The organism is Azospirillum fermentarium, assembly GCF_025961205.1.
GTDB lineage: Bacteria > Pseudomonadota > Alphaproteobacteria > Azospirillales > Azospirillaceae > Azospirillum > Azospirillum fermentarium.
The window spans coordinates 2870771-2892992 of sequence record NZ_JAOQNH010000001.1 but is presented as its reverse complement, the minus strand read 5'-3'; the positions used below and the strand labels follow the sequence as shown (position 1 = coordinate 2892992).

At 67.3% G+C, this 22222-nt stretch carries 20 protein-coding genes; 8 read left to right on the top strand and 12 right to left on the bottom strand.

Features of this window, described 5'->3' with window-relative positions; translation table 11 throughout:
* Positions 1-22 precede the first annotated feature (22 nt).
* The 3 genes from hemB to M2352_RS13500 all read right to left on the bottom strand — a co-directional run bounded on the left by hemB (position 23) and on the right by M2352_RS13500 (position 2931).
* The gene (gene hemB / locus M2352_RS13510; RefSeq protein ID WP_264664997.1) at positions 23-1036 is read right to left on the bottom strand and encodes a porphobilinogen synthase; all 1014 of its coding nucleotides are present in this window, start codon (positions 1034-1036) and stop codon (positions 23-25) included.
* Between the two features lie 66 nt (positions 1037-1102).
* Positions 1103-1966, bottom strand: a complete 864-nt coding sequence (locus M2352_RS13505; protein WP_264664996.1) for a metallophosphoesterase family protein — start codon at positions 1964-1966, stop codon at positions 1103-1105.
* Positions 1966-2931, bottom strand: coding sequence for a diacylglycerol/lipid kinase family protein (locus tag M2352_RS13500; protein WP_264664995.1), 966 nt, complete (start codon positions 2929-2931; stop codon positions 1966-1968). The genes M2352_RS13505 and M2352_RS13500 overlap by 1 nt, the downstream gene beginning before the upstream one ends.
* Before the next feature lie 421 nt (positions 2932-3352).
* On the opposite strand from M2352_RS13500, the gene M2352_RS13495 reads away from it, so the two are divergent.
* Entirely contained in the window at positions 3353-3826 is a 474-nt protein-coding gene (locus M2352_RS13495; protein WP_264664994.1) for a MarR family winged helix-turn-helix transcriptional regulator, read from the top strand.
* 118 nt (positions 3827-3944) lie between these two features.
* Here the strand turns inward: M2352_RS13495 and ald are convergent, their stop codons facing one another.
* On the bottom strand, positions 3945-5063 hold the full coding sequence (gene ald, locus M2352_RS13490) for an alanine dehydrogenase (protein ID WP_264664993.1): 1119 nt from the start codon (positions 5061-5063) through the stop codon (positions 3945-3947).
* Positions 5064-5248: 185 nt separating this feature from the next.
* Between ald and M2352_RS13485 the strand changes: the two genes are divergently transcribed.
* On the top strand, positions 5249-5662 hold the full coding sequence (locus tag M2352_RS13485; RefSeq protein ID WP_264664992.1) for a phasin family protein: 414 nt from the start codon (positions 5249-5251) through the stop codon (positions 5660-5662).
* A gap of 3 nt (positions 5663-5665) precedes the next feature.
* Here M2352_RS13485 and M2352_RS13480 read toward each other — a convergent pair whose 3' ends face one another.
* Both M2352_RS13480 and M2352_RS13475 read right to left on the bottom strand, forming a co-directional pair.
* Positions 5666-6502: a 23S rRNA (adenine(2030)-N(6))-methyltransferase RlmJ gene (locus tag M2352_RS13480; protein ID WP_264664991.1), complete on the bottom strand. Its 837-nt coding sequence runs from the start codon at positions 6500-6502 to the stop codon at positions 5666-5668.
* Between the two features lie 59 nt (positions 6503-6561).
* Entirely contained in the window at positions 6562-7236 is a 675-nt protein-coding gene (locus M2352_RS13475) for a transglycosylase SLT domain-containing protein (RefSeq protein WP_264664990.1), read from the bottom strand.
* A 458-nt stretch (positions 7237-7694) separates the two neighbouring features.
* On the opposite strand from M2352_RS13475, the gene M2352_RS13470 reads away from it, so the two are divergent.
* On the top strand, positions 7695-9065 hold the full coding sequence (locus M2352_RS13470) for a methyltransferase domain-containing protein (RefSeq protein WP_264664989.1): 1371 nt from the start codon (positions 7695-7697) through the stop codon (positions 9063-9065).
* Here M2352_RS13470 and M2352_RS13465 read toward each other — a convergent pair.
* The 3 genes from M2352_RS13465 to M2352_RS13455 all read right to left on the bottom strand — a co-directional run bounded on the left by M2352_RS13465 (position 9062) and on the right by M2352_RS13455 (position 11635).
* On the bottom strand, positions 9062-10540 hold the full coding sequence (locus M2352_RS13465; RefSeq protein ID WP_264664988.1) for an alkaline phosphatase family protein: 1479 nt from the start codon (positions 10538-10540) through the stop codon (positions 9062-9064). The two genes, M2352_RS13470 and M2352_RS13465, sit on opposite strands and share 4 nt — an antisense overlap.
* A 144-nt stretch (positions 10541-10684) precedes the next feature.
* Positions 10685-10903, bottom strand: a complete 219-nt coding sequence (locus M2352_RS13460) for a NepR family anti-sigma factor (RefSeq protein ID WP_264664987.1) — start codon at positions 10901-10903, stop codon at positions 10685-10687.
* A 258-nt stretch (positions 10904-11161) separates the two neighbouring features.
* Positions 11162-11635 (bottom strand): RNA polymerase sigma factor, encoded by a 474-nt coding sequence (locus M2352_RS13455; RefSeq protein ID WP_264664986.1) that lies wholly within the window; start codon positions 11633-11635, stop codon positions 11162-11164.
* A 524-nt stretch (positions 11636-12159) separates the two neighbouring features.
* On the opposite strand from M2352_RS13455, the gene M2352_RS13450 reads away from it, so the two are divergent.
* The 5 genes from M2352_RS13450 (at position 12160) to M2352_RS13430 (ending at position 19059) form a co-directional block, all read left to right on the top strand.
* Complete coding sequence (locus M2352_RS13450) at positions 12160-14658, top strand: glycogen/starch/alpha-glucan phosphorylase (RefSeq protein WP_264664985.1); 2499 nt, start codon at positions 12160-12162, stop codon at positions 14656-14658.
* Between the two features lie 218 nt (positions 14659-14876).
* The gene (locus M2352_RS13445; protein ID WP_264664984.1) at positions 14877-16565 is read left to right on the top strand and encodes a methyl-accepting chemotaxis protein; all 1689 of its coding nucleotides are present in this window, start codon (positions 14877-14879) and stop codon (positions 16563-16565) included.
* A gap of 112 nt (positions 16566-16677) precedes the next feature.
* Positions 16678-18285: a peptide chain release factor 3 gene (locus tag M2352_RS13440; RefSeq protein ID WP_264664983.1), complete on the top strand. Its 1608-nt coding sequence runs from the start codon at positions 16678-16680 to the stop codon at positions 18283-18285.
* Positions 18286-18437: 152 nt separating this feature from the next.
* Positions 18438-18689, top strand: a complete 252-nt coding sequence (locus M2352_RS13435) for a type II toxin-antitoxin system ParD family antitoxin (RefSeq protein ID WP_264664982.1) — start codon at positions 18438-18440, stop codon at positions 18687-18689.
* Positions 18690-18693: 4 nt separating this feature from the next.
* Positions 18694-19059: a type II toxin-antitoxin system RelE/ParE family toxin gene (locus tag M2352_RS13430; RefSeq protein ID WP_264664981.1), complete on the top strand. Its 366-nt coding sequence runs from the start codon at positions 18694-18696 to the stop codon at positions 19057-19059.
* 39 nt (positions 19060-19098) lie between these two features.
* Here M2352_RS13430 and M2352_RS13425 read toward each other — a convergent pair whose 3' ends face one another.
* The 3 genes from M2352_RS13425 to M2352_RS13415 all read right to left on the bottom strand — a co-directional run bounded on the left by M2352_RS13425 (position 19099) and on the right by M2352_RS13415 (position 22201).
* On the bottom strand, positions 19099-20628 hold the full coding sequence (locus M2352_RS13425) for a TRAP transporter large permease (protein WP_264664980.1): 1530 nt from the start codon (positions 20626-20628) through the stop codon (positions 19099-19101).
* 18 nt (positions 20629-20646) lie between these two features.
* Positions 20647-21186, bottom strand: coding sequence for a TRAP transporter small permease subunit (locus tag M2352_RS13420; protein WP_264664979.1), 540 nt, complete (start codon positions 21184-21186; stop codon positions 20647-20649).
* Between the two features lie 277 nt (positions 21187-21463).
* Positions 21464-22201, bottom strand: coding sequence for an arginyltransferase (locus M2352_RS13415; RefSeq protein WP_264664978.1), 738 nt, complete (start codon positions 22199-22201; stop codon positions 21464-21466).
* Between the last annotated feature and the right edge of the window lie 21 nt (positions 22202-22222).

The window sequence follows — 22222 nt, the reverse complement described above, 5'->3', positions numbered from 1 at the left end:
AGCGTCTGAACCGGTCATCGCATCAGCCCTGCTTCAGCAGCCGGGCGGCGTCGGGGGCGGCGTAGGTCAGGATGGCGTCGCTGCCGGCGCGCTTGAACGACATCAGCGTTTCCATCAGCGCGTTTTCGTAGTTCAGCCAGCCGTTGCCGGCGGCGGCGCGCAGCATGGCGTATTCGCCCGACACGTGATAGGCGAAGGTGGGAACGCCATAGGTGCCCTTCACCCGCCGGATGATGTCGAGATAGGGCAGGCCCGGCTTCACCATCACCATGTCCGCCCCTTCGTTCAGGTCGAGCGCCACCTCGCGCAGGGCCTCTTCGGCGTTGGCCGGGTCCATCTGATAGGTGCGCTTGTCGCCCTTCAGGAAGCCGCCGGAGTTCACCGCGTCGCGGAACGGGCCGTAGAAGGCCGACGCGTACTTGGCCGCGTAGGAACAGATCCGGGTCAGCTCGTGCCCGTGCCCGTCCAGCAGGTCGCGGATGGCGGCGATGCGCCCGTCCATCATGTCCGACGGGGCCACGATGTCGGCACCGGCCTCGGCCTGCGACAGGGCCTGACGCGCGAGCACCTCCACCGTTTCGTCGTTGACGATGCGCCCGTCGCGCACGATGCCGTCGTGGCCGTGGCTGGTGTAGGGGTCAAGCGCCACGTCGCACAGCAGGCCCACGTCGGGCACCGCCGCCTTGATGGCGCGGATGGCGGTGTTCATCAGGTTGTCGGGGCGGTAGGATTCGGCCCCGTCCTCCGACTTCAGCGCCGCCGGGACCACGGGGAACAGGGCCACGCAGGCGATGCCCAGGTCGCGGGCGCCGGCCACCGCTTCGGATGCCAGATCGATGGTCATGCGCTCCACGCCGGGCATGGAGGTCACGGCCTCGCGCCGGTTCTCGCCCTCGATGACGAAGATCGGCCAGATCAGGTCGTCCACCGACAGCCGGTTCTCGGCCACCAGACGGCGGGTCCAGGCGTCGGCACGGTTGCGGCGCAGGCGCGTGCGGGGAAAGGCGCCCAGGGCGCCGTAAGCGGAAGCGGGCATGGGACTTCACGAACGGTTGCGGGACCGGATAACGGGGCGGATGTTACGCCCGCATGCGCGGCAACCTCAAGCCGTCCGGGCATCGGCGGGGCGAAAACCTGTGTCCTGATGGACAAGGGTCCAGCGTCCGCCGTCGCGGCGGTAGCGCGACACCAGCCCCGGCGTGAAGAAGGCCCCCTCCCACGACCGCACCTCCAGCGTCACGGTGTGGGCGCCGCCGTCGGTGCCGATCACGATTTTGTTGTAGGCGTTGGCTTCGTTGCGCAGGCGGGTGGAGGTGGCGGTGGACGCCTGCGCCACCAGGATCGACCGGGCCACCTGGGTGTGATGAGTCATGATGTCGCCGCTGTAGGCCCGGTGCAGGTGGCCGGCCAGCAGCAGATCGACCCCGCACGCCTCCAGCGCCGGCAGCGCCAGCCGGTGCCGTCCCACCAGCCGCGTGCCCGGCGCGTCGGGGGGCGGCAGGAACGGGTGGTGGGTGAACAGGATCTTGAACACCGCCGGCGGCAGGGCGCCGAACACATCCTGGATGCGGGCGATCTGGGTCTGGTTCAGCCGGCCTTCGGAAAAATCCAGGATGGCCGAACGGGCGGTGTTGAGCCCCAGGATGGCGATGTCCGAATCCACCCGCACGGGGCTGAGATCGCGGGCGATGTGGCGGCGGTACAGCCCCAGCGGGTTGGTGAAGCGCAGAAACACATTATAGACGGGGATGTCGTGATTCCCCGGCACCACCATCACCGGAAACGGCAGCCGTTCCAGAAAGGCGCGGGCCTGGAGAAAATGGCTCTCCTTCGCCCGCTGCACCAGATCGCCGGAAATCACCACCACATCCGGGGCCACCCGCATCAGATCGGCCACCAGCCCTTCCACCACCGCCCGGTCGATGCGCCCGAAATGCAGGTCGGAGATGTGCGCCACCGTCCGCATCAGGGCTGTCCGGCCTGTTCGGCGGCGTGCAGCGGGGCGCCTCCCAGCGGCGCGCCCTGGGGGGCCAGCACCCGCAGCGCCTTGGGCCGGATGCCATAGACCAGGGGCGGCTTGAGCCGGCGCACCTCGCCGTCGTTGGCGACGCGCAGGTGGCGGCGGCGGCTGTGCACCGTCAGGCCGGTGGAATGGAAGGCGTCCAGCTCCTGATCCTGCTGCCAGGTGCCCAGCATCATCCGGCCCATCAGCCGCATCATGCCCCAGGCGTCCTGATGGTGGGCGACGTAAACGCCGAGCTTGCCGGAATCCAGCACCGTGCGCCGCACCACCGGCCCGAAGCCATGGGCATAGGGATTGTTGGACACCGCCAGGATCGGCGTGCGCACCCGCACCGTTCCCAGCCGCTCCCCGTATTCGGTGCCCAGATCCAGCCGGGCATCGACGATGGGCAGGCGGTAGAGCCCCTTGACCATCGCCAGCCCCATGGCCGGCCATTTGCGCAGGCCCAGCCGGCTGCGCTGCCGTTCGCGCTCCTGCACCACGGTGGGATAAAGCCCGAGGACGGAGGCGTTCAGGAACACCTCGCCGTTGACCTCGCCCACGTCCATGGCGCCGATGGTGCCGGCGGCCAGCGCCGCCGCCGCCGCGTCCAGCTCCAGGGGGGTGTTGAGGTCGCGGGTCAGCAGGTTCATGGTGCCCAGCGGCAGGAACCCCACCGTCTTTCCCGCCGGCATCAGCAGGTTGACCGCGGTGGCGATGGTGCCGTCGCCGCCGCCCACCACCACCACGTCGGCGTCCGAGCGCGCCGCCTCCGCGATGCGGGGACCGCAGCCGGGGCCGTCGGTGCCGGTCACCGCCACCTCCGCCCCGTGCGCGTGAAAGGCGGCGGCGATGGTGGACACCGCCTCGTCGAAGGGAAGGCCGGACAGGGTACCGGCCTGTCGGTTGAGGATAACGGCGATCTTCATGCCGGGAGTCTCGCGCGGGTTAGGGCCGGAGCCGGTAGCGCCCATGTGGGTCCGCCCCCCGTCCTTGTCGAGAGGGGCACCCCCACCGCCCCCTTTTCCGCCCGGTCCGGTAAGGATGTACCTCACCCGCGTTGCACGTGATTGCGCACGGGCGAATGCACGATGCGGTTGCATGTCACGCATCGGTAAAACACTTGTGTTCCGGGGGGTGAATATAGTCTCTTGCACCATGGAGGGCGTTTGCCGGCGCGCTGGCCCCCTAGCTCTTGGCGTGGACGGTGGTTAAGATGCTTAATTGACATTATTAAGATGATTGTCCACGAACGATGGGTTAATCTGTTCTTAAGCTATCCCGGCGCGGAACAGGGTTAATAGGCGTTTACCCTTGTTACCACGACGGTTCGAGCCAAAGGAGACCGCGGTGCGCAAACCCTACTATGAAAGCATTCTTCTGATTGAAAGGCTGCATCGCCATTTTCTGGAAGTACTGAAGACGGAACTGGACCGTTTGAGCATTCAGGATATAAACAACGTCCAGAGCCTGATCCTGTACAACATTGGCGAAGACGAGATGACGGTCGGTGAATTGACCGCGCGTGGCTATTATCTTGGCTCCAATGTCTCGTACAACGTCAAGAAAATGGTGGAAAACGGTTACCTGGTCCAGGAGCGTTCGCCGCACGACCGCCGGTCGGTGCGGGTGCGTCTGTCGGACAAGGGGCTGGATCTGCGCGAGAAGATCAGCCTGATGTTCGAACGCCATCTGGTGGCGTTGGACAAGGCCGGCTTCTCGGACGAAGAGCTGACCAAGTGCAACGAGATCCTGCGCAAGCTGGAACGTTTCTGGTCGGCGTCGCTGGATTACAGCGGCTTCCCCGTGAACACGGCGGCGTGATTCGGGTTTGAGCGTTTGGCCTGAGTAAGCGGTCTTCTGGCTCGTCCTGGCACCCTGCGGATGATGAATCCGCAGGGCGCTTTCGTTTGTCCGATGCCCGCACGGAGTCGCGGCCGTTTCAGCTCTCCAGCACGCTTTCCGCGGTCTGGAAGGGCAGGGATTGGGCCGCCGCCACCGCTTCGCAGGTCAAAATCCCCTGGTGCACGTTCAGCCCCCGGCGCAGGTGCGGGTCGTCCAGCAGGGCCGCCCGGTATCCCCGCCCGGCCAGAGCCAGGATAAAAGGCAGGGTGGCGTTGTTCAGCGCAAAGGTGGACGTGCGCGCCACCGCCCCCGGCATGTTCGCCACGCAGTAATGCACCACCCCGTCCACCACATAGGTGGGCGCGGCGTGGGTGGTCGGGCGGGAGGTTTCGAAACAGCCGCCCTGGTCGATGGCCACATCCACCACCACGGCCCCGCGGGCCATGCGCGCCACCTGGGCACGGGTCACCAGTTTCGGCGCCGCCGCACCGGGCAGCAGCACCGCCCCGATCACCAGATCGGCGGACAACACGTGCTCTTCCACCGCATCGACCGTGGCGGCGATGGTCTGGATCGCCGGGCCGAACATCTGGTCCAGCTCCTTCAGCCGGGGCAGCGACCGGTCCAGCACCGTCACGCGCGCCCCCAGCCCCACGGCCATGCGGGCGGCGTTGGTGCCGACCACCCCGCCGCCCAGAATCGCCACCCGCGCCGCCGGCACGCCGGGCACCCCGCCCAGCAGCACGCCGCGGCCCCCTTGCGCCTTTTCCAGGCAATGGGCGCCGGCCTGCACCGCCATGCGGCCCGCCACCTCGCTCATGGGGGCCAGCAGCGGCAGCCCGCCGCGGGCATCGGTCACCGTTTCGTAAGCGATGGCGACGGCGCCGGAATCCAGCAGCAGCGCCGTCTGCTCCGGGTCGGGGGCCAGATGGAGATAGGTGAACAGCACCTGTCCGGGGCGCAGCAGGCGGCATTCGGTGGGCTGCGGCTCCTTGACCTTGACGATCATGTCCGCCTCGGCGAACACGGCGGCGGCATGGGGGGCGACCGCGGCGCCGGAGGCGCGGTACAGGTCGTCATCCAGGCCGATGGCGGCGCCGGCGCCGGTTTCCACCAGCACGCCGTGGCCGTGATGGGTCAGTTCCCGCACCGAACCGGGCGTCAGGCCCACACGGTATTCGTGGTTCTTGATTTCCTTGGGCACGCCGATGAGCATGATTTTCCCCTTCGCAGGACAGGGATCGCCCTTTTGATGTGGGGTGCGGCCGACCGATATGTCAGGGGTTTTCCCCGGCCCCCCGACCCAAGAGGCGGCGGCCCTTGGAACCCGGGAAAAAGGCGCGTGATCTTTTTGCAGGTGCGTTGTTGAGAGGGCGGTCCCTCATGCAAGCGGAGAGTCCGATGGCCTTTGAAAAGAACATCCTGGAAAGGGATATCGCCGCCACCACCCGCAAGGCTGCCGAGGCCGTGCGCAACGCCGCCGCCGAGCCGGTGCAGCGCATGGCGGAACCCGTGCAGCGGATGGCGGAGCCGATGCAACGCCAGGCCGACACCCTGACGCTCTACAACGCCGCGATGGTGAGCGGGTTACAGAGCCTGTGGCAGGAATGGGTGGCCATGAGCCAGGAAACCATGGACAGGCGCATGGATGCGTGGTCCGCTCTGGTGCGCGCCCGCGATCCGCAGAGCGCTTTTGCGGTGCAAAGCCAGTGGCTGAAGGATGAAATCTCCCTGGCGCTCAACCACGGCATCCGCCTGACCCAGACGGCCACCGCGGTGGCCCGCGATGCGGCGGAACGGGCGGCGTCGCGCTGACGGCTATTCCGGCACCAGCCAGTCCACCCGGCTGCCGCCGCCGGTCACCGCCAGCCGTTCGTGAAGCGCCGGCAGCACCGCCGTCAGCGCCTCGTCCAGCCTCCACGGCGGGTTGACGATCGCCATGCCGCAGCCGTTCAGCCGCAGGTGGGTGTCTTCCCCGTGGATGGTCAGTTCGGCGGTCAGGATGCGCGGGATGCCGGCGCCCGCCAGCGCCTCGTGAAAGCGCCAGACGGCGGGGCGCTCCTTGATGGGGTACCACAGGGCATAGATGCCGCCGGGCCAACGCTTGTGCGCCCGTGCCAGGGCGGCGGCCATGGTGGCGAATTCGTCGGGGGATTCGAACGGCGGGTCGGTCAGCACCAGCCCGCGCTTTTCCGGCGGCGGCAGGTGTGCCTTCAGCGACTGGTATCCGTCCGTGTGGTGGACCGACACCGCGCGGTCGCGGGCGAACAGATCCTTCAGCGTCTGGGCGTCCTGGGGGTGCAGTTCCGCCAGCGTCATGCGGTCCTGCCCGCGCAGCAGATGGCGCACCAGCAGCGGCGAGCCGGGATAGACACGCAGCACCCCATCCGGGTTCAGCGCCTGCACCACGTCGAGATAGGGGGCGAGCGCCGGGTGGGGGCTGGGCCGGCCAAAGAGCCGCCCGATGCCGTCGCGGTATTCCCCGGTGCGCTGGGCCTCGTCCGCCGACAGGTCGTAGCGCCCGATGCCGGCGTGGGTGTCGATGAAGCGGAAGGCCGCCGGCTTGACCCGCAGGTGGGACACGGCCAGCGCCAGAACCGCGTGCTTCATCACATCGGCGAAATTGCCGGCGTGATAGATGTGACGGTAATTCATGGGGGGCGGTTTAACCGATCCGTCCGGCCCGTGCCAGCGGATTTCTCACGCACCAGCCGTCAGTCGATGGCCGCGACCTGCTGGGCGTTGCGGTAGCTGCGGCGGGTGGCGGGGGTCACGGAGCCGTTGCCGGAGTCATCGCACCCGGCGGATTCCAGCAGCCGCGCGCTGCGGGTGTCCAGTTCGTTCAGGTTCTGCCAGACCTTGCAGACATAATTGCGGGCCTGACGGGTGGAGCCGCCGTTGTAGCGGGCGACCGCCGACTTCCAGCTTCCCTCGTCGGTGTGCAGGCGGACCAGCAGGCGGGCGGCGTACCACACGTTCTGCTTGGGCTCCACGATCGCCTCGGCGGGCTGGAACTGGCTGCGGTGATGGGCCAGGGACAACTGCATGCAGCCGACATAGACGTTGCCGCGCATCTGGCCGCGGCGGTCCTTCAGGTGACGGGAGGCGTCGGAGACGTTGCGGGCGCTCACCGCACGCCCGTTCACGCTCATGGCGTAGGGGTGGGGGATGCCGTCCTGGCCGCTTTCGACCAGCGCGATGGCGAGAAGAAGGCCGCGGGGAATATCGAGCGCCTGTTCCGCTTCCGCCGCGTGTTGGACGCAGGCGTTGGCGTCGGAGAGCTTGCCGGCAGCGGCAGCGGGCTGAGCGCCTGCGAGGCCGAGACCGAAGAGTGCTGCGGCGACCCATCCGCCGATCAACGCTCCGGTGCGTCGTACCTGTTTCGCCATAGCCCATCCTCCTCACACGGTTCCGGCCCGCTTGCCCGCGGGCACCGCGCGTCATTGCGCGGATTTGTCTTCCGGCCGCCGATTACTCGTCCGACGACCGCCTCCTGCCAAAAGTCAGCGCCTACCATCAGGCGCCGGCTGAACTGTTTGCGAAGCTTCGCCGTCTGTCAACAGCCTTGCGTTCCGGTCCTACCACCCTCGCCGCAGGAGGTAACCCCATGTCGCAAATGCCACAGCGGACGGAGGTATTTTAGAAAAAGGTGGCAAATTCCTGAAAACCAACCAAAAAAATCTGAGAAATAGAACCGTTTCACCCCACGCCGAATGGGGGGTGTTGCGTGTTTCTGTGGCGTGATTGCCACAGCATGAAATCAAAGATTTTTCCCCTTGCAGCGGGCCGGTGCGGTGCGGCATTACTCTGCGCCCCTCACTTTTGTCACTTGATTCGGGTCAGAGCTTTGGATTCGAAGCATCACGCCGCCGGCTCTGCGGCGGCCCGGCGGGCAGCGCTTTTGCAGGATGGTTTCGGCCATCTGGCCCATGGGGATCCTGTGGCGGCGGCGGCCGTTCTGGAACAGGCCGCCGCTCTTCCCCCCGTTCCCGGTGACGACGATGATGCCGCCTGTCTGGCCGACGCCTGCGCCGGCTGGGGGGAGGCGCTGGCCCTGGCCGGCGATCCGGCGGGGGCGGCTGCGGCCTATCGGCGCGCCATCACTATAGAAGAGTCTGCGGGGGGCCGGGCGCGCTGGGCGTGGCGGCTGGCCCACGCGGAAGCCCTGGCCGCCGCCGGGGACGGCGTGGCGGAAGCGGCCTTCCGCGCGCTGGCGGCCGAACGCCCGGATTCGGCCCCGGCCCGTCTGGGGCTGGGTGCGGTCCTGGCGGCGGCGGGGCAAACCGCGGCAGCGCTGGACGAGGTGCGGGAGGCGGCGTTTCTCGCCCCCGGCGACCCGGCGGTGACGGCGGTTCTGGCCGGGGTGCTGGTGGATGCCGGTGACGCGCTGGCCGCGGTGGAACTGGTGGAACCGGCCCGCCGCCGCTTCGGCGACGACCCGGCGCTGCTGGTGCCGCTGGGGCGCGCCTGGGCGGCCTTGCAGGAACCGGACAAGGCCCGCGCCGCCCTGGCCGCGGCGCTGGAGGCCGATCCGGCGGACGCCCGCGGGGCGGCGGCGGTGCTGGCCGCGCTCGATGGCGGGGACGAGGGGCTGAACCCGGCCTATGTCCGCGCCCTGTTCGACCGCTACGCCGACCGTTTCGACGCCGATCTGGTCACCAAACTGGCCTACACCGGACCGGCCCTGCTTCATGACGCGCTGCTGCGCTCGGCGGGGGCCGCGGGACGGGCGGCGCGGTGGGAACGGGCGCTGGATCTGGGCTGCGGTACCGGGCTGATGGCGGTGCCGCTGCGCCCGGCGGTGGGCATGCTGGCCGGGGTGGACCTTGCGCCGCGCATGGTGGACAAGGCCCGCGCCCGCAGGCTCTATGACATGCTGAGCGTCGGCGACGTGGTGGAGGCCATGGAGGCCCAGCCGGGATCGTGGGATCTGCTGACCGCTGCCGATGTCCTGGTCTATCTGGGCGACCTGCACCCGGTGATGGCGGCGGCGGCGCGGGCCTTGCGGTCCGGCGGCTGGTTCGCCGCCACGGTCGAACGGCGGGGCGGGGACGGCTTCGCCCTCGGCCCCGCCCGCCGGTACGCCCATGCCGACTCCCACATCCGCGCGGCGGCGGGGGCCGCGGGGCTGGCCGTGCGTCTGCTGGAGCCGTGCTCGTCCCGTCAGGAACGCCGCCAGCCGGTGCCGGGAACCGTGTTCGTGGTGGAGCGGGTTTAGAAACTCACCCGGTAGCGGTCGGGGCGGCCTTCGGCGTTCCATTGGGCGTGCAGGGCCGCGCGGGGGTCGAACCCCAGCGATACCCAGGTGCGCGCCCGGATCAGCCGCCTGCCGCTCTCCGCAAAGGGCAGCATGGACAGGGAATAGCCGTCGATCGGCTCATCCTCCCGCGCGGCCAGCCGCTCCAGGCCGAAGGCGGTGATGGTGGACAGGGGCGGCTGGACGATGCCGGCGGAGATCACCTGGCGGATGTCCACCCCGCCGCCGTGCAGCACGCCGCAGGCCCCGGCTCCGATCCCCCCCGACAGCACGGTGATGCGGCAGGCGCTGCGCAGGGAAAAGCCGGCCAGCAGCTCCACCAGATACCGCCATTCCTCGGCATGGGCCTGCGAGCGCCATTGGCCGCGCAGATCCTCCTCCACCCCCTGGCGTCCGGGCAGACGGTCCATCAGCCGTTCCACCTGGCTGGTGTCGCTGAACACCAGCGGCACCCCCGACAGCAGCAGCAGATGGCGGCAGCCGTTGAACCGCGCCAGCCATTCGGGCAGCGCCCGCCACGTGCGGTCGGAAAACACCCGGCCCGCCGTGCGTTCGGTGCGCAGGTCGGGGGCGAAGATGCCCACATCGCCCAGCCGCACCCCTTGGGTGAAGGTGCCCATGTCGGTGCCCCAGGCCAGTTCCGGCATGGCGTCGGTGGCGGCACCCAACTGGAACATGGCGGCGGTGTGGCGGGCCACCATGAACACGCCGCGGTTGACGGACGCGGCCTGCGCCCCGTCACCCAGCGTGCCCCAGCCGGAAAAGATGTCGTGGTCGTCCCACATCATCAGCGAGGGGATGCGGGCGAGGGCATCGGCCATTTCCCGCCGGCTCCACAGCGCGATGTAGTGGGAGAAGTAGAAGTCCATCACCTCTTCCGCCATGGGGGCGGTGAAGGGGCGGGCCAAGCGCTGGGGGTCGTTGCCCTTGGCCCATTTGGCCAGCAGCGGGCAATCCTCCCACACGGAATCGGCGTCGATCTGGCCGCCGCCGTGGAGCAGCAGGTGAAAGGGGGTTGCCGCGTGGGCCTCCATCAGCCCGCGCCACAGGCGGTTGCGCATTTCCGGTCCGCCGGCCTTGTCCCACGCCGCCTCGTCCGCGGTGCCGCTGCCGGTGACGAAGGCGATGCGCGGGCGGCGCTGGCGGGCGGGAACGGTCGTGCTCCACCGCGGACCGCTGGGGAAACCGTACCCGGCCTCCCCATCCTCGCGTCCCCGCGGCACGGCGAAATCGAAACGCCAGACATGCCGGCCCCGCCATGCCCCCACGTGGCGCGGGGGCACCGGCAACGACACGCCGTCCACGCGCAGGTCGTCCGGTTCCGCATCGCCTTCCAACACGAAAAGCGCGGACAGACGCCAGCGGTCGCCTTGTTCTCCGCGGAAGTAGAGGACAGGCCCCAGCAGGAATGTCGGGTCGTCGAGGGGGTGCACCATACCTCATCCCATAGACGGATACGGTCCGTCCGTGAAGGGGTATGCCGCGGGTCGGTTGGATTTGAAAGGAAATTCAGTGTCCGGTGTTGCATCGCAACGCCGGCGCGCGGCCAGCCGGCCCCCTTGCGGATGTCGGCCGTGCTGCTAGCGTGTGTAGCGGCGCAACAGGGTCAGCATCCGGTCGGGGATCGGCTCGTTCAGGATCGGATCATACATCCGGTGCAGGGCGGCCACGTGCTGACGGCTGAGATCGGGCAGCCCGTCGTCCCACGGACCGGCATCGGGAGCGGCATCCTGTGCCGTGGGGGTCTGGAGGGGGGTACGGGTCTCCCGCCGGAAGCGGGTGACGGTCTCATCCTTCATGATCGCCATCCGTTGGGATCCATTGGCCTCGGGGGGCGCCTCGGGGGTGGTCTCGGGGGGCATGGCCGGAAGAGAGGGGTCGGAATTGCTGTTGCCCGGCATCGTCCTTCCGCCTGCTGCCCGTGGTGCGCACCGCCACTCTATCAGGACGGCTGCTGGTGAACACGCCATTCCGGTCAGGCCCCCTGTCGGTGTCGTCTCGGGTGTAACGCCCGGAATCGGGGCTTGTTCCACCCCTTCCGGGCGGATTGCCGCCGTTCAGGCCGCCATTACCGTGTTCAACCGTTCGCGCGCCCGGCACAGGCGCGACCGGATGGTGCCGATGGACACGTTCAGCCGCTCCGCCGCCTCCTGGTACGGGCGGCCTTCGATGGCGACCAGCTTCACGACCTTGCGCTGGCTGGGGGTCAGGGCGGAAAAGGCCCGGGTGACGTCGCGCACCATCAGCCGCGCCATCTGCCCGGCCTCCACCGACATGGCGCCGTCCCACAGTTCCACCTTGGTCACGTTCTTTTCGCGCTGGAGATTGTTGAAGTGCAGGTTCTTCAGCATGGTCGTCAGCCATGCCTGCATGTTGGTGCCGGGTTCGAAGCAATGGGAGCGGGACAGGGCACGGGCCAGGCAATCCTGGGTCAGATCCTCCGCCGCCGCTGCGTCGCGGGTCAGTTTGCAGGCATAGCGCTGCAGTCCGGGAATGCAACGGAGCAATTCGGCTTCGAAGGAATAGGCCATCGTCTCACATCCTCCTGGTTGTTATCGGTAAAAGCGGTCCCCGCGGGGCCGGCGCTGGGCCGGACCCGGATCGGCTGTGGTGCCGTGGATTGGCGCCGGGGGAAGCGGCTCTACCCGTTTTCGGCAGGGCGGCGGCATGGTGGGCGCCCTGCGCCGCCATCGCCTGCCACCCTTCGTCCGGTGGTCTGTCCGGTCGTCCGTATGATCGTCGTCATGGCCTATGAACGCGGCGACCCGCCTGCTTGTTCCCCGGACGGCATCGGCCCCCCGGTCGGACGGCGTGGTCAAGCGGGCAAACGGAACCCCGCAAAAAGGGGGAGGGGGATATCCACAGGGTGGATTTGGCCGCCGGTTGCGCCATCCTCATAACCGCCGCCCGCACCCTCCCCACCGGCGGGTGCGCCGCGCAAAGGATCTTTGCGCGGTGCGGTGGTTCATGTTTAAGCTGACCGGGTGTGAAACACCCTGCCGCCGATGGCACCCCAGCCCCGGCCGGCCGGCCGCCAACGAGGAAGACTGGACACATGGATGCTCGGTACAAGACCCGCGACATCGAACGCCGCAGCATGGACGTGGAAGGCTTGAAACGGTCGTTCCTGGAATGGCTCGTCTATTCGGTGGGCAAGGACGCCCGCGCCGCCACCCGCCGCGACTGGTTCTACACCGTGGCGCTGTCGGTGCGCGACCGGGTGGTCGATCACTGGATGGACACCACCCGCACCTATTATCACGAGGACGCCAAGCGGGTTTATTACCTGTCGCTGGAATTCCTCATCGGGCGGCTGCTGACCAACAGCCTGTCCAACCTGGGCATCCTGGACGAATGCCGGCAGGCCTTGGACAAGCTGGGCCTGTCCATGGACGACGTGGCCGATTCCGAACCCGACGCCGCGCTGGGCAACGGCGGGCTTGGCCGTCTGGCCGCCTGTTTCCTCGACAGCCTGGCCAGCCAGGGATACCCCGGATACGGCTATGGCATCCGTTATGAGTTCGGCCTGTTCGAACAGCGGTTCGAAAACGGCTGGCAGGTGGAATACCCGGAAAACTGGCTGCAGTTCGGCAACCCGTGGGAATTCCCCCGGCCCGAGGTGATGTACCCCGTGCAGTTCTATGGCCGGGTGGAGGAATTCCGCGATTCCGTCGGCCAGCGCGCCTACCGCTGGGTCGATGCCGAACGGGTGCTGGCCATGGCCTATGACACCCCGGTGGTGGGGTACGGCGGCAAGACCATCAACACGCTGCGCCTGTGGGCGGCGCGCGCCACCCGCGACTTCAACTTCGGCCACTTCAACGAAGGCGACTATATGAAGGCGGTCGAGCAGAAGGTGATGACGGAGAACCTGTCGCGCGTGCTCTACCCCAACGACGCCACGGAAACGGGGAAGGAGCTGCGCTTCAAGCAGGAGTATTTCTTCACCTCCGCCTCGCTTCAGGACATCCTGCGCCGCTTCCTCCAGGACCACTCCGATTTCGACCTGCTGCCGGAAAAGGCGGCGGTGCAGCTGAACGACACCCACCCCGCCATCGGCATCGCCGAGATGATGCGCCTGCTGGTGGACCAGCACGGGCTGCTGTGGGACCGGGCGTGGGACATCACCAGCCGCTGCTTCTCCTACACCAACCACACCCTGCTGCCCGAAGCGCTGGAGGCGTGGCCGGTACGGCTGGTGGAGCGGGTGCTGCCGCGGCACATGCAGATCATCTACGAGATCAACGCCAAGTTCCTCAACCGCTCCAACGCGCGGGCGGCGGGGGACAACGGGCGGCTGTCGCGGCTGTCGCTGATCGACGAGCGGGGCGAGCGGCGGGTGCGCATGGGCAATCTGGCCTTCATCGGCTCGCACAAGGTCAACGGCGTGTCGGCGCTGCACACCGACCTGATGAAGCAGACGGTGTTCGCCGACCTGCACAACGAATTCCCCGACCGCATCTGCAACAAGACCAACGGCATCACCCCGCGCCGCTGGCTGAAGCAGGCCAATCCCGCCCTGTCGGACCTGATCACCAGCCGCACCGGCAAGGGGTGGATCGCCGACCTGTCGCACCTGGAAGCGCTGAAGGACAAGGCCGACGACGTGGTGTTCCGCGAGGAATTCCGCCGGGCCAAACGCAAGAACAAGAAGCGGCTGGCCGCCTTCATCGCCCGGCAGACCGGGGTGGAGGTGCCGGTGGACAGCCTCTTCGACGTTCAGGTCAAGCGCATCCACGAATACAAGCGCCAGCTTCTCAACATCTTGCAGACCATCGCGCTCTACAACGAGATCCGCGACAACCCCACGGTGAGCTGGGTGCCGGTGACCAAGGTCTTCGCCGGCAAGGCCGCCCCCTCGTACCACCAGGCCAAGCTGATCATCAAACTCATCAACGATGTGGGCAAGGTGGTGAACCACGACCCGGCGGTGCATGATCTGCTGAAGGTGGTGTTCCTGCCCAACTACAACGTCACGGGCGCGGAAATCATCATCCCCGCCGCCGACCTGTCGCAGCAGATCTCCACCGCCGGCATGGAGGCGTCGGGCACCGGCAACATGAAGCTGGCGCTGAACGGCGCGCTGACCATCGGCACGCTGGACGGCGCCAACGTGGAAATCCGCGACGCGGTGGGCGAGGACAACATCTTCATCTTCGGCCTGACCGCGGACGAGGCCAACGCCCTGCGCCAGGGCGGCGCCTACAACCCCCGCGACGTGATCGCCGCCAACCCCAGCCTGAAGCGGGCCCTGGACATGGTGTCCACCGGCGTGTTCTCCCCCGACGATCCCCGCCGCTACCACCCCATCGTCAACGCACTGACCGACGGCGGCGACCATTTCCTGGTGACCGCCGATTTCGCCGACTATTGCCGCACGTACGACGAGGTGATGGCGCTCTACCGTGATTCGGAGGAGTGGACCCGCAAGGCGATCCTCAACACCGCCAACATGGGCTGGTTCTCGTCGGACCGCACCATCCGCGAATACGCCGATGAGATCTGGCACGTGAAGCAGATCGCCCCGGATGCGGGGGGCGACGGGTTCCGCTGATCCTTTTCGCGTCCTGATTGCTGATGTACGGCCGGGGGGCGGCGTCCAATGGGCGCCGCCCCTTTTGATTACCTTTGGCTGCGGCGTTAAGCCGCGCATTTTAAGGCAAATTTGTTGCCTTCTTTTTGAAAATTAAATTTAAGCAAGCCATCACAAAAAGTGTCGGCACAAGCAGGAAGACACCCCTGTTCGGGGTGTCGAAAAAGGGGAGCACGAACATGCGTTGGCTGGGGACCATCGGCATCGGTCCGAAACTGGGCATCGTGGTGGGGGCCTTGTCGGTTCTGGCGGTCATCCTGACCGTGCTGGGGCAGAACGGCATGGCCGGAATCTATAAGGAGGTGGAAGGGGTTGCCGCCTCCGCCGAACTGGCCCTGCTGGGGACCAAGACCAACACCGCGTTCGCCAACTACACCCGTCTGGTGCAGGCGATGCCCCTGGCCGCCAACCCCGCGGCGCTGAAGGAACTGGACACCGCCTCCGACCAGGAGCATGACCGGGTGATGGCCTTTGTGACGGAGCTGGAAAGCCGGGTCCGCTTCCCCGAAGGCCGGGCCGACATCGCCACCGCCCGCGCGGCCCTGGAAAAGATGGAAACCATCGACGCCGATGTGAACGCCCTGACGCAAAAGGGCGATATCGCCGCCGCCGCCGCCGCGCTGATCCGTCTGAACGAACAGTACCGCATCGCCGCCGCCCGGCTTCAGGCCATCACCGAACGCAACGAAAAGGTGCTGAAGCGCGAGGTGGCGGAGGCCGCCCAGGTCAACACGGACACCCGGTTCGAACTGACTGCCATCAGTGCGGCGGGGATCCTGCTGGGCATGGTGCTGGCATCGGTCATGATCGCGCTGACGGTGACGCGCCCCATGCGGGCCATGACCGACGCCATGACCGCGGTTGCCGGCGGCAATCTGGAAATCCCCGTGCCCTGCGCCGATCAGCGGGACGAGGTGGGGCGTCTGGCCGCGGCGCTGGAGATGTTCAAGAATGCGGGCCGCGAGAACCGCCAGCTTCACGCCGCCCAGGAGCAGGAGCGCACCCGCGCCGCCGAGGAGCGCCGCCGGTCGCTGCACGATCTGGCCGCCACCTTTGAAAGCAGCGTGCGCGGCATCGTCGATCATGTGCTCCAGGCCGCCGACGGCATGCGCAGCAACGCCGAAACCCTGGCCGCCGCTGCCGACGAGACCAACCGCCAGTCCGCCGCCGTGGCCGCCGCCGCCGAACAGGCGTCCAGCAACGTCCACACCGTGGCCGCCGCCACCGAGGAACTGACCGGATCGGTGGCCGAGATCGGGCGGCAGGTGACCGAATCCTCTGCTATTGCCCATACCGCGGCGGAAGAGGCCGGGCGCACCAACGAAACCGTCGGCTCGCTGGCCGACGCGGCGCACAAGATCGGGGAGGTGGTGAACCTCATCAACGACATCGCGTCCCAAACCAACCTTCTGGCCCTCAACGCCACCATCGAAGCCGCCCGCGCGGGCGAGGCCGGCAAGGGATTCGCCGTGGTGGCGAGCGAGGTGAAGACGCTGGCCAACCAGACCGCCAAGGCGACCGAGGACATCCAGACCCAGGTGCAGCAGATCCAGGCGGTGTCGGCCAGCGCCGTGGACGCCATCCGCCACATCACCGGCACGATCGGGCGCATGAGCGAGATCACCGCCACCATCGCATCGTCGGTGCAGGAACAGGGAGCGGCCACCGCCGAAATCGCCCGCAACGTCCGCGAAGCCTCCCAGGGCACGCAGGAAGTGACGCACAACATCACCTCCGTCACCCAGGCTGCCGAGCAGACGGGTGAGCTGGCCGGCGGGGCGCTGTCGTCGGCGGACGCGCTGAACCGTCAGGCGGTGGCGTTGCGCGAAGCGGTGGACCACTTCATCCGCACCGTGCGCGCTGCGTGACGCCCCACCGGAATCGCCGCTGGTCTGCGGTGGGGCACGCTGCTATGTAAAGTGCCGTTCCCGCGGGGGCAGCGATGCCCCCGTACGCCTATTCATCACCTTGGGTTCTGGCATGTCCGAGATTCAGGAAGCCGTATCCCAGCGCCGGACATTCGCCATCATCGCGCACCCCGACGCTGGTAAGACGACGCTCACCGAAAAACTGCTGCTGTTCGGCGGCGCCATCCAGCTTGCCGGCGCGGTGAAGGCCCGCGGTGAACAGCGGCGCGCCCGGTCGGACTGGATGAAGGTGGAGCGGGAACGCGGCATCTCGGTCACCGCCTCGGTGATGACCTTCGATTACCGTGGACGCACCTTCAACCTGCTGGACACGCCGGGCCACGAGGACTTCTCCGAAGACACCTACCGCACCCTGACGGCGGTGGACAGCGCGGTGATGGTCATCGACGGCGCCAAGGGCATCGAAGCCCAGACGCGCAAGCTGTTCGAGGTCTGCCGCCTGCGCGACGTGCCGATCATCACCTTCGTCAACAAGATGGACCGCGAGGCCCGCGACCCCTTCGACCTTGTGTCGGAGATCGAGGACCAGCTTCAGATCCACGTCACCCCGGCAAGCTGGCCCATCGGCATGGGCCGCGATTTCCTGGGCTGCTACGACCTGATCCGCGACCAGCTCGTGCTGATGGACAAGACGCAGGGCGACGTGGCCAGCGAGGGCATCGCCTGTCACGGGCTGGACGATCCCAAGATCGACGAGCTTCTGCCCGCCCACGCCGCCGCCAAGCTGCGCGAGGATGTGGAGATGGCCCGCGGGCTGATGCCGGAATTCGATCTCGACGAATACCGCGCCGGCCGGCTGACGCCCATCTACTTCGGCTCGGCCATCAACAACTTCGGTGTGCATGAGCTGCTGGACGGTCTGGCCGAGGTCGCCCCGCCGCCGCGGCCCCAGCCTGCGGCAACCCGCACCGTGCAGCCCGACGAGGACAAGGTCAGCGGCTTCGTGTTCAAGGTCCAGGCCAACATGGACCCCAACCACCGCGACCGCATCGCCTTCTTCCGCCTGTGCTCGGGCCGTTTCCGCCGCGGCGTGAAGCTGAAGCACATGCGCTCGGGCAAGATCCTGGCGGTGAACAACGCCGTGCTGTTCCTGGCCCGCGACCGCGAACTGGCGGAAGAGGCGTGGCCCGGCGACATCATCGGCATCCCCAACCACGGTTCCTTGCGCATCGGCGACACGCTGACCGAGGGGGAGGAACTGCGCTTCACCGGCGTGCCCAGCTTCGCGCCCGAAGTGCTCCAGCGCGCCCGGCTGGACGATCCCATGCGCATCAAGCACCTGCGCAAGGCGCTGGAGCATTTCGCCGAGGAAGGCGCCAGCCAGGTGTTCAAGCCCCTGACCGGGGCCGACTGGATCGTCGGCGTGGTGGGTCCGCTGCAGTTCGAAGTGCTGGCTTCCCGCATCCAGGCGGAATACGGGATCGCCGCCCACTTCGAGACCGCCGGCATCGACGCCGCCCGCTGGGTGGAGACCGATGACGAGGTGCAGTTGAAGAAGTTTATCGACCTGAACCGTTCGGCCATCGCCGAGGATCACGACGGGGCGCTGGTCTTCCTGGCCCGCAACGCCTGGCACATGAGCCGGACCGAAGAGGATTACCCGGCCCTGCGCTTCCTCAAGACCCGCGAGCAGAACCGCAAGGTCCAGACGCTGATCTGACCCTGTCGTACTGCCGGTTCCGATGCCCCAAGGCCCCGCACGGATATCCCCCGCGCGGGGCCTTGGTGTTTGGGGGGAGGGCGCTGCTATCCGCGGCGTTGACAAATGGTGGCGGGAATCCCACGCTGGCGGCAGCAACGGCGAGGTGTCAGATGCCCACCATGACCATCAGCCTGCCCGAAGGGCTGGCCGCGTTTGTCGAACATGCAGTGGCCAGCGGTGACTACACCTCGCAAAGCGAGGTGGTGCGGGAGGCGCTTCGTCTGCTCCATCGGGAAAAGGCCGTTGCCCAGGAAAAGCAGGAGATGCTGCGCCGCGCCGTCATGACCGGCATCGGTGATTGGACGGTCGGGCGCTTTGATGACCGCCCCATCGGCATGATCCTGGACGATATCGAGGAGTGAGCCTGTGTCCGCCTACCGCGTTACCGAGGCGGCAAAACAGGATTTCAGGGCGGTTTTGAAGGAAACCGCCGAACGGTTCGGAACCCGCCAGCGGGATATTTATAAGGCGCTGATTGCCAAGGCGGTCACCATGGCCGCCGCCGACCCGGCGCGTGGCGGTTCATGGGACCGGGGGCATATCGTGCCCGGCCTTCGCGCGCTTCACCTGGAAACCGCGGCTGGCCGGCGCGGTGCGGCATCCCATATGCTCTATTACATCGTGGATGATCCCCCCGGCGGCCCCCGGTGCATCATCATCCTGCGCCTGCTTCACGAGAGAATGGAGCCGGATCTCCGTCTTGCCCGCCCCCATGGGGACCGGACGGCCTGATAGGAGACGGGGGAGGCCACCGGCCTCCCCCCATCGTCATCACTGTTGCTGCTGCAACTGCCTCATCAGATCGGCGCCGGGATCGGGCTCCGCCGGGGCGCTGCCATCGCCGCCCTCGGCCCCGAACGGCGGGGGCGGGGCGCCGTAGTCGATGGTCGGCACCTCGATCTTGATGCTATCCAGATCCACCTTCTCGTGGCGGTCCAGACCGGCCAGCACCAGATCGGGGAAAGCCAGCACGATGCACACCATGACGATCTGGATGCAGACGAAGGGCACCGCACCCCAATAGATCTGGGTGGTGGTGATGCCCTCGGTCCGCTTGCCCGTCACCTTGTCGGTGTAGGCGTTCCGCGGTGCCACCGAGCGCAGGTAGAACAGCGCGAAGCCGAACGGCGGGTGCATGAACGAGGTCTGCATGTTCACGCCCAGCAGCACGCCGAACCAGATCAGGTCGATGCCCATCTTCTCGGCCACCGGGCCCAGCAGCGGCACCAGGATGAACGCCAGCTCGAAGAAGTCGAGGAAGAAGGCCAGAACGAACATCAGAACGTTGGTGGCGATCAGGAACCCGATCTCCCCGCCCGGCAGGCTGGTCAGCAGGTGTTCCACCCACAGATCGCCGTTGACGCCGCGGAACACCAGGCCGAACACCGTCGAGCCGACCAGGATGAACACCACGAACGACGTCAGCTTGGCCGTGCTGTCCATGGCCTGCTTCATCAGGTCCATCGACAGCTTGCGCTTCATCAGCGCCAGGATCAGCGCGCCGGCGGCCCCCATGGCCCCGCCCTCGGTCGGAGTGGCGATGCCCAGGAAGATGGTGCCCAGCACCAGGAAGATCAGCACCAGCGGCGGCACCAGCGACACCACCACCCGCGTCAGCAGTGCCATGCCGTGCAGGTTGCGCGCCTCCGGCGGCAGGGCCGGGGCCGCCTTGGGATCGACCATGGAGAAGCCGAAGACGTACAGCGCGTACAGCCCGGTCAGCACCAGACCCGGCAGCATGGCGCCGGCGTACATGTCGCCCACCGAACGGCCCAACTGGTCGGCCATGATGATGAGGACGAGGCTGGGCGGGATGATCTGGGCCAGCGTGCCCGACGCCGCGATCACGCCCGACGCCAGACGCCGGTCATAGCCGTAGCGCAGCATGATCGGCAGCGAGATCAGCCCCATGGAGATCACCGAGGCCGCCACAACCCCCGTCGTGGCCGCCAGGAGCGCGCCCACGAAGATCACGGCATAGGCCAGACCGCCGCGGATCGGCCCGAACAACTGCCCCACGGTGTCGAGCAGATCCTCGGCCATGCCCGACCGTTCGAGGATCAGGCCCATGAAGGTGAAGAAGGGGATGGCCAGCAGCGTGTCGTTCTGCATGATGCCGAACACGCGCTCCGGCAATGCCTGGAACAGCGCCGGGGTCAGAAGCCCCAGTTCGATCCCGATCAAGCCGAAGGCCAGACCGTTGGCCGCCAGCGCAAACGCGACGGGAAAGCCCATCAGCAGCAGGAAGATCAGGGCGCCGAACATCAGCGGCGCCATATTCGCAATCAGAAAGGTCGTCATGGTCGGCGGCTCCGCGGGTTACGAATGCCCATGCATCTTCTCGCCCGGCTCGTCGGTCAGGCCGAGCAGGAAGGCGATGCGCTTGATGAGTTCGGAGACGCCCTGCAGCACCAGCAGCGCAAAGCCCACCGGCACCAGCAGCTTTACCGGCCAGCGGAGCAGCCCGCCCGCGTTGTTGGACATTTCATGGATCGTGTACGACGACACCACCATGGGCCACGACAGCACCAGGATCAGCACCGCCATCGGGAACAGGAAGAACAGGATCCCGAAAACGTCGATCCAGGCGTGAACCCGCTTGGAAAAGCGCCCGACAACCACGTCGATGCGGATGTGTTCGTTTTTGAGGAACGTGTACCCGGCGCACAGAAGGAAGATGGCCGAGAAGAGATACCATTGCAGCTCCAGCCAGGCGTTGGAGCTGGTGTTGAAGACGTACCGTACCGTGGCGTTGCCTGAGCTGATGATGACAGCGACCAGGACCAGCCAGTACGTAAGGTGGCCGACACCGTTGTTGATGGCGTCGATCACCCTGCTCAAACGCAGCAGGATGTTCAACGTGACCTCCCTGTCCGTGCCGCCGGCTGCGGCCGGCGTGTTTTGGTCTGCCTGCCGGATGGTCAGGCGTTTTCACCGACCGGCTTTGCGCCGGGATTTTGTCTCTTTGAACCCTGTTAACCGTACGGCATTGCGGGTTATGTCCCGCTGATGCCGGGCAAAGCAATGGTAGCACCAACCATTTGCTGTAGCGTGCATAAACGATGCACGAAGGACCGTGCAAGGGCTGCCGCGGGGGCATACGGGTTTTTACTTAGCGGGTGGGCGGGCCGTACGCTTACGGCTCGTTGTCTTCCGGCAAGCGCATCCAACCGTCGGGCGTCAACGCTTCCAGCGGATGGAAGCGGGCCTTGTAGGCCATCTTGCGGCTGCCGGCGATCCAGTAGCCCAGATAGACATAGGGCAGGCCCTGGGACCGGGCCCGTTCCACGAGGCTGAGAATCATGAAGCTGCCCAGGCTGCGGGATTCCTGATCTGCGTCGTAATAGCAATAGACGGCGGAATAGCCGTCCTGGAGCCGGTCGATCAGCATCGACGCGGTGAGGCGCCCGCCGCCGCGGGCTTCCAGCAGGTGGGTGTCGGCGCGGCCCTCGTCGATCATGGCGGCGAAATCGGCCATGCCCATGCGGGCCATGTCCGAATCCCCGTGGCGCGACGCCTGATAGGCGGCGAACAGCCGGAACTGTTCGGTGCTGGCGATGGCCGGCACCTCGGCCACCGTCAGATCGCGGTTGGTGCGCATCACCCGGCGCTGCGACCGCGACGGGGTGAACCCGGCCACCGGGATGCGCACCGGCACGCACGCCTGGCACGACGGGCACACCGGGCGGTACACGATGTCGTGGCTGCGGCGGAAGCCCGCCCGCGACAGGGTGGAATTGACCTCCGCCGCGTGGATGCCGGTCAGCCGGGTGAACAGCTTCCGCTCCACCCGTCCCGGCAGATAGGGGCAGGGCATGGGCCCCGACCGGAAGAACTGCTGAAGCGGGCGGTGATGCGGCGGAATGACCGACATCGGCGGCGATGCCTTTTGCTG

Bases quoted from the DNA above. Each gene is read 5' to 3' on its own strand.
- M2352_RS13505 (WP_264664996.1), bottom strand. From the start codon at position 1,966: ATGCGGACGGTGGCGCACATCTCCGACCTGCATTTCGGGCGCATCGAC.
- M2352_RS13425 (WP_264664980.1), bottom strand. From the start codon at position 20,628: ATGACGACCTTTCTGATTGCGAATATGGCGCCGCTGATGTTCGGCGCC.
- M2352_RS13455 (WP_264664986.1), bottom strand. From the start codon at position 11,635: ATGGCCTATTCCTTCGAAGCCGAATTGCTCCGTTGCATTCCCGGACTG.
- M2352_RS13500 (WP_264664995.1), bottom strand. From the start codon at position 2,931: ATGAAGATCGCCGTTATCCTCAACCGACAGGCCGGTACCCTGTCCGGC.
- M2352_RS13465 (WP_264664988.1), bottom strand. From the start codon at position 10,540: ATGGTGCACCCCCTCGACGACCCGACATTCCTGCTGGGGCCTGTCCTC.
- M2352_RS13480 (WP_264664991.1), bottom strand. From the start codon at position 6,502: ATGAATTACCGTCACATCTATCACGCCGGCAATTTCGCCGATGTGATG.
- hemB (WP_264664997.1), bottom strand. From the start codon at position 1,036: ATGCCCGCTTCCGCTTACGGCGCCCTGGGCGCCTTTCCCCGCACGCGC.
- M2352_RS13450 (WP_264664985.1), top strand. From the start codon at position 12,160: ATGGATGCTCGGTACAAGACCCGCGACATCGAACGCCGCAGCATGGAC.
- M2352_RS13435 (WP_264664982.1), top strand. From the start codon at position 18,438: ATGCCCACCATGACCATCAGCCTGCCCGAAGGGCTGGCCGCGTTTGTC.
- M2352_RS13445 (WP_264664984.1), top strand. From the start codon at position 14,877: ATGCGTTGGCTGGGGACCATCGGCATCGGTCCGAAACTGGGCATCGTG.
- M2352_RS13485 (WP_264664992.1), top strand. From the start codon at position 5,249: ATGGCCTTTGAAAAGAACATCCTGGAAAGGGATATCGCCGCCACCACC.
- M2352_RS13475 (WP_264664990.1), bottom strand. From the start codon at position 7,236: ATGGCGAAACAGGTACGACGCACCGGAGCGTTGATCGGCGGATGGGTC.
- M2352_RS13415 (WP_264664978.1), bottom strand. From the start codon at position 22,201: ATGTCGGTCATTCCGCCGCATCACCGCCCGCTTCAGCAGTTCTTCCGG.
- ald (WP_264664993.1), bottom strand. From the start codon at position 5,063: ATGCTCATCGGCGTGCCCAAGGAAATCAAGAACCACGAATACCGTGTG.
- M2352_RS13460 (WP_264664987.1), bottom strand. From the start codon at position 10,903: ATGAAGGATGAGACCGTCACCCGCTTCCGGCGGGAGACCCGTACCCCC.
- M2352_RS13440 (WP_264664983.1), top strand. From the start codon at position 16,678: ATGTCCGAGATTCAGGAAGCCGTATCCCAGCGCCGGACATTCGCCATC.